The 15331-nt window shown below is 47.5% G+C and carries 11 protein-coding genes; 6 read left to right on the top strand and 5 right to left on the bottom strand.

Annotated elements, in window-relative coordinates; all coding sequences use genetic code 11:
- The first annotated feature begins 28 nt into the window (after positions 1 to 28).
- Both accB and accC read left to right on the top strand, forming a co-directional pair.
- Positions 29 to 514 carry an acetyl-CoA carboxylase biotin carboxyl carrier protein gene (gene accB / locus BMZ54_RS24675; RefSeq protein WP_089918457.1) on the top strand — a complete coding sequence of 162 codons (486 nt, stop codon included), beginning with the start codon at positions 29 to 31 and terminating at the stop codon, positions 512 to 514.
- Positions 515 to 522: 8 nt separating this feature from the next.
- Entirely contained in the window at positions 523 to 1860 is a 1338-nt protein-coding gene (gene accC / locus BMZ54_RS24680; protein ID WP_089918459.1) for an acetyl-CoA carboxylase biotin carboxylase subunit, read from the top strand.
- Positions 1861 to 1917: 57 nt separating this feature from the next.
- Here the strand turns inward: accC and BMZ54_RS24685 are convergent, their stop codons facing one another.
- The 3 genes from BMZ54_RS24685 to BMZ54_RS24695 form a co-directional block, all read right to left on the bottom strand.
- Positions 1918 to 3654 (bottom strand): family 43 glycosylhydrolase, encoded by a 1737-nt coding sequence (locus BMZ54_RS24685; protein WP_089918525.1) that lies wholly within the window; start codon positions 3652 to 3654, stop codon positions 1918 to 1920.
- Positions 3655 to 3783: 129 nt separating this feature from the next.
- The gene (locus tag BMZ54_RS24690; RefSeq protein ID WP_089918461.1) at positions 3784 to 4176 is read right to left on the bottom strand and encodes a hypothetical protein; all 393 of its coding nucleotides are present in this window, start codon (positions 4174 to 4176) and stop codon (positions 3784 to 3786) included.
- Between the two features lie 114 nt (positions 4177 to 4290).
- Positions 4291 to 6486, bottom strand: coding sequence for a glutamine synthetase III family protein (locus BMZ54_RS24695; protein WP_089918463.1), 2196 nt, complete (start codon positions 6484 to 6486; stop codon positions 4291 to 4293).
- 541 nt (positions 6487 to 7027) lie between these two features.
- Here BMZ54_RS24695 and purL point away from each other — a divergent pair.
- On the top strand, positions 7028 to 9283 hold the full coding sequence (gene purL / locus BMZ54_RS24700) for a phosphoribosylformylglycinamidine synthase subunit PurL (RefSeq protein ID WP_089918465.1): 2256 nt from the start codon (positions 7028 to 7030) through the stop codon (positions 9281 to 9283).
- A 715-nt stretch (positions 9284 to 9998) separates the two neighbouring features.
- Here purL and BMZ54_RS24705 read toward each other — a convergent pair.
- Positions 9999 to 11240 (bottom strand): aminotransferase class I/II-fold pyridoxal phosphate-dependent enzyme, encoded by a 1242-nt coding sequence (locus BMZ54_RS24705; protein ID WP_089918467.1) that lies wholly within the window; start codon positions 11238 to 11240, stop codon positions 9999 to 10001.
- Between the two features lie 210 nt (positions 11241 to 11450).
- On the opposite strand from BMZ54_RS24705, the gene pafA reads away from it, so the two are divergent.
- From pafA to BMZ54_RS24720, 3 genes are all read left to right on the top strand, one after another.
- Complete coding sequence (gene pafA / locus BMZ54_RS24710) at positions 11451 to 13115, top strand: alkaline phosphatase PafA (protein ID WP_089918469.1); 1665 nt, start codon at positions 11451 to 11453, stop codon at positions 13113 to 13115.
- A gap of 243 nt (positions 13116 to 13358) precedes the next feature.
- The gene (locus BMZ54_RS24715) at positions 13359 to 14156 is read left to right on the top strand and encodes an enoyl-CoA hydratase/isomerase family protein (protein WP_238386683.1); all 798 of its coding nucleotides are present in this window, start codon (positions 13359 to 13361) and stop codon (positions 14154 to 14156) included.
- Between the two features lie 44 nt (positions 14157 to 14200).
- Positions 14201 to 14869 carry a hypothetical protein gene (locus tag BMZ54_RS24720; protein ID WP_089918471.1) on the top strand — a complete coding sequence of 223 codons (669 nt, stop codon included), beginning with the start codon at positions 14201 to 14203 and terminating at the stop codon, positions 14867 to 14869.
- A 185-nt stretch (positions 14870 to 15054) separates the two neighbouring features.
- Here BMZ54_RS24720 and BMZ54_RS24725 read toward each other — a convergent pair.
- Positions 15055 to 15331: integrase core domain-containing protein (locus BMZ54_RS24725; protein ID WP_143081121.1), on the bottom strand; the 277-nt coding region annotated here is incomplete at its 5' end.

A 15331-nucleotide genomic window follows, 5' to 3' on the forward strand; every position in this document is an offset into this window, starting at 1 on the left:
GAACATTTCTAAACCAAAAACTGTCTACATGGATTTTAAACAGATTCAGGAGCTGGTAAAAATGGTCAATAAGTCCAATATCAGTGAGCTGAGCATAGAGGAAGATAAGTTCAAGATTACCATAAAGCAAAAGGATAATGAGGTACAGCAGGTTTTCACCGTACCGGCGGTAGCGCCCGTGCAGGCAGTTGCACAGGTAGCACCGGTTGCCACTGCTCCTGCAGCTACTTCCGCTACTCCTCCTGCAGCTACTGCGGCTGATACTAAAGCCACCAACCTGCTTACCATCAAATCTCCTATGATCGGTACCTTTTACCGCAGCCCTGGTCCTGACAAACCGGCCTTCGTGAATGTAGGTGACGACGTAACTTCCGGCAAGGTAGTTTGCATCATTGAAGCCATGAAGCTGTTCAATGAAATTGAAAGCGAGGTATCAGGCAGGATCATAAAAGTGCTGGTAGATGATGCTTCTCCGGTTGAATATGACCAGCCTTTGTTTTTAGTAGAACCATAAGAGAACCAATGTTTAAAAAAATACTGATTGCCAACCGTGGAGAAATAGCCCTGCGTATTATACGCACCTGTAAGGAAATGGGCATCAAAACGGTGGCTGTTTATAGTACTGCGGATAAAGACAGCCTGCATGTGAAGTTTGCGGATGAAGCAGTGTGTATAGGCAAACCGCAAAGCAGTGAATCCTACCTGAATATCCCTCACCTGATGGCCGCTGCAGAGATCACCAATGCAGATGCCATTCATCCCGGTTACGGTTTCCTGGCAGAAAATGCCCGCTTTGCTGAAATATGTGGCGAGCATGGTATTAAGTTCATTGGGCCCACCCCGGAAATGATCCGGAAAATGGGGGATAAGATGACGGCCAAAGAAACCATGATAGCTGCCGGCGTACCGGTAATACCGGGATCTGAAGGTTTGCTGGAAAGCTTGGAACAAGCCAAGGAATTAGCCAAGGAGATGGGCCTGCCCGTGATCCTGAAGGCTACAGCCGGTGGCGGTGGTAAAGGGATGCGCGTGGTATGGCAGGATCATGAGCTGGAGAACGCCTACAACATGGCCAAAACAGAAGCCCGCGCCGCTTTCAGCAACGACGGTATTTACATGGAGAAATTCGTGGAAGAGCCCCGTCACATTGAAATACAGGTAGCTGGCGACCAATATGGCAAAGTGTGCCACCTGAGCGAAAGGGACTGCTCTATACAGCGCCGTCACCAGAAGCTGGTGGAGGAATCTCCCTCCCCGTTCATGACGCCGGAGCTGCGTGAGAAAATGGGGGAAGCTGCTATTAAAGCTGCCTCCGCCATTAATTATGAAAGCGTAGGTACCATTGAGTTTCTGGTGGATAAGCACCGTAACTTTTACTTCATGGAAATGAACACCCGTATACAGGTGGAACATGGGGTAACGGAAGAGGTGATCAACTTTGACCTGATCAAGGAACAGATCAAGATAGCGGCAGGTATTCCCATCTCCGGCAAGAATTATACGCCTCAGATGCATGCCATAGAATGCCGTATTAACGCGGAAGATCCGTACAACGACTTCCGCCCGTCCCCGGGTAAAATAACGGTATTACATATACCGGGCGGCCACGGGGTGCGGGTTGATTCCCATATTTACGCCGGTTATGTAATTCCGCCCTACTATGATAGCATGGTGGCTAAGATCATAACCATTGCGCAAACCCGGGAAGAAGCTATTAATACCATGGAACGCGCGCTGAGCGAGTTTGTAATTGAAGGGGTGAAAACCACTATCCCCTTCCACCAGCAGCTAATGCGCGATGAGAACTTCCGTAAGGGTAACTTTACTACGAAGTTCACTGAGACCTTTAAGCTGGTATAAGTAATAGAGAAAATAAGATCTTATGTGTGCCACACCTCAAAAGTGTGGCACACGTTTTTACTCCACTTTTATAATGGTAGTGCGCTTACCGATCCCGTTCTCATTGAACGGTTCTATACAGAAATAATAGGGTTGATCTTTTTCCATGGCAGAGAAGTAATATTCATTACTACCATACACCATAATGCTGGTGTACAGCTTATCCGCTGCGGTGCCGGTATAAATAGTATAGCCGGTGGCGTTATTACTCGTTTGCCATTTAAGCCAGGCATTCCGCCGCTCACTGTTGCCCCGCAATGCAATAAACTCTTTTACCGTATCCGGCACACTGCCTTTACCCAGGCCAAACACACGTAAGCCGCTAATGGCAAACTTACCGGAGGGCATGTGCACATTTTCCATTTTTATATACCGGGCCTGCACGGGAGCAGCAAGGGGAATATAGTCGTGCGGCACATCTGTGGTATTGCGGCTTTTATCGGTTAGCAGCTTCCAGCTACGGCCATCCGTGGAGCTATAGAGCTTATATTGATGGTACAGGCCTGGTTGCCTGCCCATGATGGTAGCATCCTGGTCTGCGTAGTTGATCTGTATGGCGTGTATGGTGCTAAGCTGCCCCAGGTCTGTCTGGATCCATTCCCCCTTATTGCCGGTAGCAGCGCTCCAGTAGGTTTTAATATTTTCATCTACCGCGTTATTGGAGGCATAACCGCCGTAGGTAGAGGATACCTGCACCGGTTTATTGTAGTTCAGCAGCATCCAGCCGGTGAACAGGCTTTTAGCTGTAGCGGCGGTTGGCAGGTAATGCGGGTAGTCGCCATAAGCGGTGTTACAGAACAACAGATCATCCTTATCAAAACCGGCCGGCCATATGCCGATCCTTCTTTCAAAATTATTTTTAGTACCGATCACGATGGTAGATACATGCCACCAGTTACCATACGTATCCTGGTAGGTAGCCCCGTGACCTGCACCCCGTGCAAACCCGCCGGGTTTGTATGAAAAGGGGTTGTGTGATTGATAGGTAAAAGGGCCCAGGGGCTGTTTGCTTACATACACACCATCGCCATACCCGCTGAATTCTGTACCTGGTGCACCATATTGCAGGTAATACAAGCCATTGTGCTTATTCATCCAGGCGCCTTCTATAAAGGGTTTCAGAAAGGTATTATCATTATGCTCACCAAAACGTTCCCAGCCATGCAAAGTATCGTTTAGCCGTATGAGTGACCTACGCTCGCCAACAGGTTGTAATGTTTTACGGTCCACTTCCTGACCGTAAACGGGAAACTCGTTGCTGGACCCGTGGTACAGGTATAAACGTCCATCATCATCCGCAAAAAAAGCAGGGTCCCATGCGCCTGCCTGGAAAGAATCTACTGCCTCTTTCCAGTTGTCTGTGCGGGGATTGTTACTCATCCACAAGGGAAAATTTTTGGAGTAGGTTGATCCGATCACTAACAAACTATCGCCCAGCACTACGGTAGCGGGTGCGCACAGCTCATCATACACATGGTGCCATGGTTTCAGGAATTTGCGGGGTACAAAATGCCATTGCAGCATATCATGGCTCCACCAGTAACCCCATTGGTTGGTTGAAAAAAGATAGTAATCGCCTTTGAATAAGGTAATGGTAGGATCCGCTGTGGCGCGGTGTTTACCCTGGGTTACAAAGTTAGGTATAGGGCAGTACCCATAGTCTACATTAATAGGATTGCAGTAAGTTTTTTGCTGGGCCGTTATGCCGGTAACCGGTATTAAGCACAGCAATAGCAGCACTAATCTTTTTCGCATGATTGTTCCGTTTTTTGTATCCGTAGTACTAAAAGTAAAAAAAATCCCGCTCACCGGAAGATGAGCGGGGATACCTTGCTTTAACCTAATTGTTCTTTATCGGAAATAGTCATGACTGAGACTAAGTTGTTATGTTTTGCCTGGTGTGGTTTTGCCCGGTAGCTGCCGGTCCTGCAGGCGCTGGGCGCGCTGCCAGCGTTCCTGGCTTTTAGCCATCAACTGCTGGTATTGTACATACTGTGTGGCGGAGAGCAGGGCTTTTACCTGGTCGGCATGGGTTTGCTGTAACCGGTGCAGCTGTGCATCTTTTTCTGCGCTGCTGAGCGTTTCATTCCGGCGTATGCTTTTGGCCTGGCGGCGAAAGCTGGTTTCAATATTCTGCAGCTGCCTGCTTTGCGGGCCGGTAAGGGCCAGCTCCTGCTTCATTTTGCGGCTTAATTTATGGTGAAGCACGGTGCTGTCCTGCGCAAAGGCAATACTGCAGGTGCTGAGCATTATGAACAGGGCGGGTAGCAGCTTCATATAGATTGATGGTTTACTTTTATATAGACCGGATGGGGCACCGAAGGTTTAAAAAACAGAAAAGCCCACGGTAAAAACCGCAGGCTAATCATACACCAAAACAATCTTACGGTTTTATCGCAAGAAAAGCAGCTCTCTGTACTTGGGCAGTGCCCATTGTTTGTCATCCACTAAAAACTCCAGTTTGTCGGAGTGGTAACGGATCACTTCAAAGTACGGCTTAATTTTTTCACAGTAGTCTATCGCTTTCTGACGGCTGTCAGTGAGCTTATTTGTCACTTTACGCGCCTCAATCATCGCCTGTACATTCTCACTGATGACATTAATATGTTCAGCTATTTTACCAGCTATTTGTTTTTGTGCTTTTACGGCATCTTCACCTAAGCCAATGTCCTTTAATCCGCGGATATTTTCGATCAGCGTGTTCTGGTAGCTGATAGCAGCCGGCAGAATGGTGTTGGTGGCCAGGTCGCCAATTACGCGGGCTTCGATCTGCACTCTTTTCACATAATCTTCCAGCAGTATTTCGTGGCGTGCATGCAGCTCTTTTTCATTGTAAACGCCGGTTTCCGTGAACAGCTTGGCTGCTTTGGGAGTTACCAGGGCATCCAGTGCCTGCGGTGTAGTTTTAATATTCGGCAAACCTCTTTTTTCTGCTTCAATAGCCCATTCTTCGCTGTAGCCGTCGCCTTCAAATAAAACTTTTTCCGAATCTACAATATATTTCCGAAGAGTTTGCATGATGGCAATCTCTTTTTTCTCGCCTTTTTCGATGAGGGAATCCACTTCTTTTTTGAACACCTGCAGGGTTTTAGCCATGATGGTGTTGAGGGTGGTCATAGCGGAAGCACAGTTTGCAGAAGAACCTACCGCGCGGAACTCAAACTTGTTACCGGTAAAGGCAAAGGGAGAGGTACGGTTACGGTCGGTGTTATCCAGCATCAGTTCCGGAATGTGACGGTGCAGATCCAGTTTCAGGATAGCTTCGTCCTGCTCATCAAACTTGTTGTTTACGCGGGTCTTAACTTCCTGCAGTACTTCAAACAGGTATTTACCTACGAAAACAGAGATGATAGCGGGAGGCGCTTCGTTAGCACCCAGACGGAAGTCGTTGCTGGCAGAAGCAATGGAAGCACGCATCAGATCAGCATAGTCATGCACGGCTTTGATGGTGTTCACAAAGAAGGTCAGGAACATGAGGTTGGTCTTGGGTGTTTTACCCGGGGCCAGCAGGTTCACACCGGTATCGGTGGCCATGCTCCAGTTGTTGTGCTTACCTGAACCGTTAATGCCTGCAAAAGGTTTCTCATGCAGTAACGCTTTCAGCTTGTGACGTTTAGCCACTTTATTCATTACGTCCATCAGCAGGGAGTTGTGATCCACTGCAATGTTCACTTCTTCAAAGATAGGAGCGCACTCAAACTGAGAAGGAGCCACCTCGTTATGGCGGGTTCTCAGCGGAATACCCAGCTTGTAAGACTCTTCTTCAAAATCGCGCATAAAAGCGTAGGCGCGTTCCGGTATGGAGCCAAAGTAGTGATCTTCCAGCTGCTGACCTTTGGAAGGTGCGTGACCTACCACGGTACGGCCGCACATGATCAGGTCAGGGCGGGCATTAGCCAGGTTTTCGTCAACCAGGAAGTATTCCTGCTCCCAACCCAGGGTAGCGGTTACTTTGGTTACATTTTTATCAAAATAGTTACATACATCTACAGCAGCTTTATCCAGGGCAGACAGTGCTTTCAGCAGCGGCGCCTTGTAGTCCAGTGATTCACCGGTATAGGCTACAAAAATGGTAGGTATGCAAAGTGTTTTGCCATATCCTTGTTCTATAATAAAAGCAGGAGAGGAAGGATCCCATGCAGTATAACCGCGGGCTTCAAAAGTAGCGCGGATACCGCCGCTGGGGAAGCTGGAGGCATCTGGCTCCTGTTGTACCAGTGCATCGCCGTCAAAAGTTTCAATGGCGGAGCCATCGCTTTTAATGGTGAAGAAAGAGTCATGCTTTTCAGCCGTCGTACCGGTAAGGGGTTGGAACCAGTGTGTAAAGTGGGTTACACCTTTTTTCATGGCCCATTGTTTCAAACCAGCGGCAATCTGGTCGGCCATTTTACGTTCGATCTTAGAGCCGGCTTTAATGGAATTCATTAAGCTTTTATAAGCTTCGTCACTCAGATTCTCGCGTAGAACTTTCCCAGTGAAGACATTACTGCCAAACACTTCGGTGATTTTCCCGTTGAATTGTTCGGGTTTAATTTTTAAATCAACACCGGAAAGGTTTTCCAGCGCAGTGAAGCGTAAAGATTGCATGCTGTAATTGATTTTATACTAAGTAAAGTAATTTTACACAAAAAAACATCCATTACGTAATATAAACAAGAAGTTTATTGTTTTTTGCTAAAAAATTTCATTTTAACAGTAAAAGAAGTGAATTTTTTAATTTTTCAACAAAAAAATAGACAAGAGGGTTTTAAAACTGATACATTAAAAAAACAACTATATGAATATGATTACGTAGGTAATCAGGTGAAAACGGTTGATGGAAAAGTGCAATGATCAAATAAGACAAGCCAGGGGTAAGGGTTACGGCTTATTATATTCTATAGCAGCCTCAAAAATGACCAGCCATACATAACGTACGTAGTTTTTCTGCCAAAAATTGCCGTTCTATCGCCAAAAGGCAGCATAGATCATTGCCATAAAAATGGGTTAAAGCCACTGGCAGAACCCATTTTAAACGCCTGCCAGTCCTTAATCCGGTTATACCTACCTGTTAGCCCCTTGTCAATTGCAGGAAATTTAGCTAGGTTTGCATTTCTTTCATACTACAAGTCTACAATTACCTAAATACATGCAAAGCACTGTAGAAACTTCCGATAAATTATTAAATACCACCGTAGAAACGGCAGAACAATTAGGACTTACCGCAGACGAATTTGAACGTATAAAAACCATCCTGGGCCGTGTGCCTAACTTTACGGAGCTGAGTATGTACTCCGTAATGTGGAGTGAGCATTGCAGCTACAAAAACTCCATTGTATGGCTGAAATCCCTGCCCCGTGAGGGCGACCGCCTGCTGGTAAAGGCCGGTGAGGAAAATGCAGGGCTGGTGGATATTGGCGATGGCTATGCCTGCGTATTTAAAATAGAATCACATAACCACCCCAGCGCTATTGAGCCCTTCCAGGGTGCTGCAACCGGTGTGGGTGGTATACACCGCGATATTTTTACCATGGGCGCACGCCCTATTGCCGCGCTGAACTCCCTGCGCTTTGGCAACCTGAAAGATGCAAAAACACAACACCTGCTGAAAGGTATTGTACATGGCATTGGCCATTATGGCAACTGCTTTGGCGTGCCTACTGTTGGTGGCGAAGCATATTTTGAAGACTGCTACGGTACCAACCCGCTGGTAAATGCCATGAGCGTGGGTATTGTAAAAGTTGGGCAAACCGTTTCCGCTACTTCCTATGGGCCCGGCAACCCGGTATTCATAGTAGGTTCCGCTACCGGTAAAGACGGTATTGGCGGGGCTTCCTTTGCCAGTGCGGATATTACCGAAGAAAGCGCAGAAGATCTGCCAGCGGTGCAGGTAGGCGACCCCTTCCAGGAAAAGAAGCTGCTGGAAGCCTGCCTGGAGGTAATTAAAACCAATGCCCTGGTAGGTATGCAGGATATGGGCGCTGCCGGTATCACCTGCTCCACCGCAGAAATGAGCGCTAAAGGCGAACATGGCATGAACATTTATCTGGATAAGGTACCTACCCGCCAGGAGAATATGAAAGCCTGGGAAATGCTGCTAAGCGAAAGCCAGGAAAGAATGCTGATAGTAGTGCACAAAGGCCGCGAGGCTGAAGTACTGAAAATATTTGAAAAATGGGATCTGCACTGCGTACAGATCGGTGAAGTAACCAAAGAGCCGCACCTGAAGTTCTATATGAACGGCATGCTGGAGGCAGATGTGCCTGCGGAAAGCCTGGTGCTGGGTGGCGGCGCTCCCCAATATCACCGCGCTTATACAGAGCCGGCTTATTTTGAAAAGATCAAGGCATTTGACGTGCAGAATGTGCAGGATACCCTGCACCCGCGTTTTGTAGCAGAAAGGCTGGTAAAGCTGCCGAATATAGCTTCCAAACGCTGGATCTACACCCAGTATGACAGCATGGTAGGTACGGCCAATGCCAGCACCAATGCGCCCAGCGATGCGGCTATAGTACTGGTAAAAGGAACGAAGAAAGCGCTGGCCCTTACCACAGATTGTAACAGCCGCTATGTATTTGCCAGCCCGCATATTGGCGGACAAATAGCAGTAGCAGAAGCTGCCCGGAATATTGTGTGCAGCGGCGGTGAGCCGGTAGCCATTACCAACTGCCTGAACTTTGGCAACCCATATGATCCTGAGGTGTACTACCAGTTTGTACATGCCATTAAAGGAATGGGAGAGGCCTGCCGCAAGTTTAACACACCGGTTACCGGTGGCAATGTAAGCTTCTACAACCAGGGCCCGGACGGGCCGGTGTATCCTACGCCTACCATTGGCATGTTAGGTATCCTGGACAGCCTGGAGCAGCGTATTACCCTGAACTTTAAAGAAGCCGGTCACCTGGTATACCTGGTAGGCCGCAGCCGTAATGATATTAACAGCTCTGAATATCTGCATAAGATCATTGGTATTGAGCACAGCCCGGCGCCGCACTTCCACCTGGAAGAGGAGCACCAGCTGCAGGCGGCTATTGCCAAGCTGAATAAAGCAGGCTTAATCCAGTCCGCACACGATGTAAGCGAAGGCGGCCTGTTTATAACCCTGCTGGAAAGCGCTATGGCCAGTGGTTTGGGCTTTGATGTACATACCAACAGCAACTTCCGTAAAGATGCTTACCTGTTTGGCGAAAGCCAGAGCCGGGTGGTAGTTACGGTAAAACCTGAGGATAAGGAGAAGTTTGAGGCTTTACTGCATGGATTGATAGATGCCAGCGACCACTCTGTACGCAGCGAAAAAATAGGTGTGGTAAAGGGTGAGCATGTAGTTATAGACGGAGAAGACTGGGGAAAAGTAGGCGAGTGGAAAGTGTTATATGACACCGCAATAGAAAACCATCTGCAATAAAGGGTTAATAGTAAGTAATACAACAAGGGCAAAAGGCGGTTTACTGCTTTTTGCCCTTTGTTCATTAAAAGCTTTTTTGAGCAAATAACACATAGGTTTGTTGCTGTTTATAAAGCGTTTTTATACATACATAGCCATCAAACAAAGAGTAGTATATGTATGTTCCTGCGGCAATTAACTGCCTGGAAATGTAGGGGGATCTCTCTGCAGTAGTTGAGTTTCAGCAGGTATAAATGTACTTTACACACTTTTAACCGGGCTCTTGTACACTGCAGATACATATTATTTGTTTATACAAATCACAAATTTTACGCAAACGCGGAGCATTGTAGCTTAGTATTTTATTATAAGTCATTTAACAGGCTATTAACAAAATGACACATTCGTGTGATCTTTTGTACGTACAGGAGGCCTAATTTTACAACAGAGAGAAGCAAAATACTACATTTAACACAAGAGAATCATTTACACCTTATTATAAAGTTTATTAGAACCATTTGGTTGTTTCTAATTCTATGAGACCAGTTAGTTCTACCATGTCCTCTGAAAGCTGCAAGCTTTAATTATTTACACCTAGTGAAAGAACTTGATTTGTTGAAAGGGCCGACTGCAGTCGGCCCTATTTTTTAAAGTTACAAAGTACTGCTATTCCATAAAACAGAACGTCCCGTAAATCAATTGATCTACGGGACGTTTGCGTTTACAGCAGCGGGTTTTACACCATAGGTATCTCCGCTACCTTATATTCTTTCCTGTCCAGCTTTTGCTTGGTTTCGCTGAAAGCTTTCAGGGTTTGTGCAATATCATCATCGCTGTGCACTGCGGTAGGTATCAGGCGGTAAATGATCTGCCCTTTTGGTATTACCGGGTATACTACAATAGAGCAGAAAATGTTGTAATTCTCCCGCAGGTCCAGGCACATAGCGGTAGCCTCCGGAATATCGCCCTGCAGGTAAATAGGGGTTACCGGGGAGTTGGTGTGCCCGATGTTAAACCCTTTTTCCTTAAGGCCGCGCTGCAGCTTGTTCACATTATCCCACAGCTTTGCCTTCAGGGCGGGCTGGGTACGCATGAGCTCCACTCTTTTCAAATGTCCTATTACCAGCGGTAAGGGAATGGATTTGGCAAAGATCTGGGCGCGCATATTATAGCGCAGGTAGTTAATAATGCCTTTATCGCCGCTCATAAAAGCGCCTATAGAAGCGCCTGATTTGGCAAAAGTGTTGAACAGCAGGTCTATTTTATCCTGTACGCCCTGCTCTTCGCCGGTACCGGCGCCGGTTTTACCCATGGTGCCAAAACCATGCGCATCATCCACCAGCAGGCGGAACTCGTATTTATCTTTCAGCGCGGCAATCTCTTTCAGCTTGCCCTGGTCGCCGGCCATGCCAAACACGCCTTCCGTAACTACCAGTATGCCACCACCGGTGGTTTTGATAAGCTCTACGGCGCGGTTCAGCTGCTTTTCACAATCTACTATATCATTGTGCTTGAACACATAACGGTGGCCCTGGTGCAGGCGCAGGCCATCAATAATGCTGGCGTGGCATTCTGCATCATACACAATCACATCCCTGCGGTTACATATGGCGTCAATAGCGCTCATAATGCCCTGGTAGCCGTAGTTCAGCAGGGTAGTATCCTCTTTCCCCATGTAATCAGACAGCTCTTTTTCCAACTGCTCATGGTAATTGGTGTTGCCGCTCATCATACGGGCGCCCATAGGGGCGGCTAAACCAAAATCAGCTGCAGCCTTTGCATCTGTGGCGCGTACTTCCGGATGGTTGGCCAGGCCCAGGTAGTTATTCAGGCTCCATACAATTTTTTCCCGGCCTCTGAATTTCATACGCGGGCCAATTTCCCCTTCCAGCTTGGGGAAGGCAAAATAGCCATGGGCCCTTTCAGAATGCTCCCCAATGGGGCCTCTATGCTTCAGCAGCTTCTCAAATATATCCATATGTTAATTAATGATTAATTGTGATCATTAAAAATCGGCACAAAGGTATTAAATAATTACTTTTTGTAATCTTCCATTACTTTTGTTCCCGCTTACCAAAACAATAAAATTTTCATTCACCACCAGGAAGCAGCCTGTATACAGTGAACCGGAAAGGCAAACCTGCGGCATCGCTTCATAGAACGGTTTTAAAAAAATAATGTCTCTGTCATGAAATGGATCAACTTACTGGTATCGGCATGTTTGTTTTTATCACATGGGTCTGCAGCTCAGAAAGCCACTTCTCCCCAACCTTTTTATCGCCCTGCTGAAACAGCGGCTAAAACAGCCGGCCGTCCTAAGCTGGTGGTCGGCGTGGTGGTAGATCAGATGCGGTGGGACTATCTGTACCGTTATTACAACCGTTATACCGCTAACGGGTTTAAACGCTTGTTACGCGATGGATTCTCCTGCGAAAATACGTTAATTAACTATGCACCCACCATTACCGCCTGCGGGCATACCTGTATTTATACCGGCTCCGTACCGGCGGTGCATGGCATTATCGGGAATGACTGGTGTAATGTACAGCTACACAGGAACATGTATTGCGTGGAGGACAGCACTGTTAGCAGTGTAGGCGGCGGCGCCCTGGCCGGTAAAATGAGCCCCCGCAATTTGCTGGTAACCACTATTGGTGATGAGCTGCGTTTATCCAACAACTTCCAGAGCAAGGTGGTAGGTGTAGCCATTAAAGACCGCGGCGCTATTTTACCTGCCGGCCATAATGCTACGGCTGCTTACTGGTATGATGGTACCAGCGGCAACTGGATCAGCAGCACGTATTACATGAATGCCCTGCCAGGCTGGGTGCAGGACTTTAACGGTCAGCAATGGCCCGGCCAGTACCTGAAAGCGCCCTGGAACACGCTGTACCCTATTGGTACCTATAACCTGAGCACTGCCGATGAAAAGGCCTACGAGGGCAAATATAAAGGGGCGGACAATACCTCCTTTCCGCATGACCTGAGCGCCAATGCAAAATCCCTGATCGCCGCTACACCCTGGGGTAATACCATGACGCTGGAATTTGCCAAAAAAGCACTGGAAGCCTATAAGCTGGGTAGTGGTGATGTAACGGACCTGCTGGCCATCAGCCTTTCCTCCACCGACTATGTGGGCCACCAGTTTGGGCCTAATTCTGTTGAAATAGAAGATACTTACCTGCGCCTGGATAAAGACCTGGCAGCCTTTTTTGATTACCTGGATAAAAAAGTAGGTAAGGGGCAATACACTTTTTTCATAACAGCGGATCATGGCGTGGCGCACGTACCCGGCTTTATGGAAGAGAACAAAATGCCCGGCAAAACCTTCAATGATGTTACGCTTATTAAAAGCCTGAATGATAGTATTAATGCCCGTTTGGGCATTGCTAAAGCAGTACTGGGCGCCAGCAATTATCAGCTGTACCTGGATCATGCAGCCATTGCCAAAGCAGGTAAAACCCAGAAAGAGGTTGCCGGTTTTATTATAGCCCAGGTAATGGAATTACCTGCGGTAGTAAATGCATTTCCTTTACAGGAATTAATGACCACCCCTTTACCGGAACCTATGCGCAGCATGCTGCTGAATGGCTTTAATGCCAAACGCGGCGGGGATATACAGCTGGTGCTGGCGCCGGGATGGATAGAAGGCGGCTCTACCGGCACTACGCACGGCCTGTGGTATCCGTATGATGCGCATATTCCGCTGGTATGGATGGGCTGGGGCATTCCGGCCGGTAAAAGTAACCGCACTATTGGTATGACGGATATTACCCCTACACTGGCGGCGCTGCTGCACATACAAATGCCCAGCGGTAACGTGGGTAAAGTAATTGAAGAAATAACAAGGTAGCCGCGCGGCTGTGCAGATGAGGGGAATGTGCTGATATACTATGTGCTGGTATGTTACCGGTAGCGTTAGTATATCAGCATATTAATTTTATACCGTATTGCAGCATAGGGGTTAATTACCTGTCAGCACATTTACGTATCCACATATCTGCACACCGGTTTAGAGCGTTTAATTAGTTTGAGATTTGGTCTCAATTTAAGTAAATTGCTTTCCGGCCCCGGCCGGTGTATTAAAAATGTAACCTTGTCACACAACCTTACAACTACTTTTTCATTCATTACCTATGAGGTGAAGAACCGTATTGCAACGGTTACCTTAAACCGGCCTGAAAAGCGTAATGCGCTGAATGGCGCCATGGTAGCGGAGCTACAGCAGGCGTTCAAGCAAGCGGGGGATGATGACGCGGTAAAAGTGATCCTGTTAACAGGGGCCGGCGATGCTTTTTGCGCCGGCGCCGACCTGGAATACCTGCAACAGCTACAGCAGAATACTTTTGATGAAAACCTGGCAGATTCCAAGGCCCTGATGCAGCTAATGCAGCAGATATACCATCATGATAAAATAGTGATCGCCCTGGTACAGGGGCATGCCATTGCAGGCGGCTGCGGGCTGGTAACCCTGTGCGACCTGAGCTATGCAGTGCCGGAAGCCTTACTGGGCTATACCGAGGTAAAGATCGGGTTTATACCTGCGCTGGTGTCTGTATTCCTGGTACGCAAAACAGGGGAGGGCCGTGCGCGGGAGCTGTTGTTAACCGGTAAGCTGGTGAGCGCAGACAAAGCACAGGCCTATGGACTTATTAACGAAGTAGTACCCAAAGCAGAGATAACCGACTACGTGAACAAGATAGCGGCCGGCTTATGTGAAGAAGCTGCTGCAAATTCTCTGAAAGTTACTAAACAATTGATAGGCATGGTGTTGGATAAGCCGCTGGATGAGGCCCTGGAACAAGCGGCCCGCCTGAATGCACAAACCCGTGAGCATGCGGAGTGCAGGAGGGGGATCCAGGCGTTTTTGAATAAAGAGAAGCTAGCCTGGTGAGTAATTATTAATTAGCCCGGACCTATGAAAAATAAAAGATAAAAATGCACAGAAAATCACTCAACAAATGGCTGCTTATTTTTTTGATATGCAGTATGGCAGCAGGCCGTCTGTGTGCACAGCGTTTGGTGTCTGACATGAAGATTGTGTACAAGCTGGAGCTGCCACCCGAGCAACTGCAGGCCGATGCGATGCTGGAAGGCAGCACCCTTACCCAATACATGCGCGGTCACCTGAGCAGGATAGATATGAACCTGAACGTGGTGCACTATACTTACCTGATTAACAGCAAAGAGCAGACCCTGATAACATTGATCGATAACCATGGTGATAAATATCTCATCCGTTCCGACAAGGAAGAATATGATAAGGAGCTGAAACAGTACACCGGCATCCGCTTTAAGGACGAAGCAGGTACCAAGGAGCTGCTGGGCTATACCTGCAAAAAAGCCACCGGCATTATGCCGGACGGCAAAACTTTTGAAGTATACTATACCCCTGACCTGATACCGGAAAACAAACATTACAACCGGCGGTTTGTGAACCTGAAGGGAATGCCGCTGCAGTTTGAAATTATTACCCGCACCGGCGCTAAAATGAACGTAATAGCCACTAATATAGACTTACACCCGGTACCGGCCGCTTTATTTGAAACGCCTGTTTCCGGTTATAAAGTGATCAGCAAAGAGGAGCTGCAGAAAATGGGGAGCTGATTAAGGAAGCTGTTAAAATAATTAAGGCCGGCGTTAGTTAATGCCGGCTTTTTTATGGATAAAACCGGGATGAGGGCGGGTTGGTTACGATTTAATGCCGGGTGTCTTAGTACAGAAAAACCTTACAGTTGACGTATTGAATGCAGAATTGGCTTTACATGTTGTAGATTGTTTCAGCGAGCGCTTTACAAGGGTAATTTACTCATTGTTTTTTTTCTTGGCTTCCATTTTTTGGCCAAAGGGCCTGTTCTGGTATGTGCCTCATTGGGCGTCAGATAGTTACAACTCATATGAGGCCTGACACGGTTATAATAGTCGATGGCCTTACCAACAGCATTGACGGCGTCGCCATAGTTGCTAAACGTCCTTTTCAGCCCAAACTCATGTTTTAAAATGCCATTTACGCGTTCTGCCATAGCATTATCGTAGGGGCTGCCTGATTCAGTCATGGAAATACTAATT

It is taken from the genome of Chitinophaga rupis (assembly GCF_900109685.1).
GTDB lineage: Bacteria > Bacteroidota > Bacteroidia > Chitinophagales > Chitinophagaceae > Chitinophaga > Chitinophaga rupis.

What these genes read in the sequence shown, in the direction of transcription:
- accB (WP_089918457.1), top strand. Translation starts at nt 29, where the DNA reads ATGGATTTTAAACAGATTCAGGAGCTGGTAAAAATGGTCAATAAGTCC.
- BMZ54_RS24695 (WP_089918463.1), bottom strand. Translation starts at nt 6,486, where the DNA reads ATGCAATCTTTACGCTTCACTGCGCTGGAAAACCTTTCCGGTGTTGAT.
- accC (WP_089918459.1), top strand. Translation starts at nt 523, where the DNA reads ATGTTTAAAAAAATACTGATTGCCAACCGTGGAGAAATAGCCCTGCGT.
- pafA (WP_089918469.1), top strand. Translation starts at nt 11,451, where the DNA reads ATGAAATGGATCAACTTACTGGTATCGGCATGTTTGTTTTTATCACAT.
- purL (WP_089918465.1), top strand. Translation starts at nt 7,028, where the DNA reads ATGCAAAGCACTGTAGAAACTTCCGATAAATTATTAAATACCACCGTA.
- BMZ54_RS24690 (WP_089918461.1), bottom strand. Translation starts at nt 4,176, where the DNA reads ATGAAGCTGCTACCCGCCCTGTTCATAATGCTCAGCACCTGCAGTATT.
- BMZ54_RS24720 (WP_089918471.1), top strand. Translation starts at nt 14,201, where the DNA reads ATGCACAGAAAATCACTCAACAAATGGCTGCTTATTTTTTTGATATGC.
- BMZ54_RS24685 (WP_089918525.1), bottom strand. Translation starts at nt 3,654, where the DNA reads ATGCGAAAAAGATTAGTGCTGCTATTGCTGTGCTTAATACCGGTTACC.
- BMZ54_RS24705 (WP_089918467.1), bottom strand. Translation starts at nt 11,240, where the DNA reads ATGGATATATTTGAGAAGCTGCTGAAGCATAGAGGCCCCATTGGGGAG.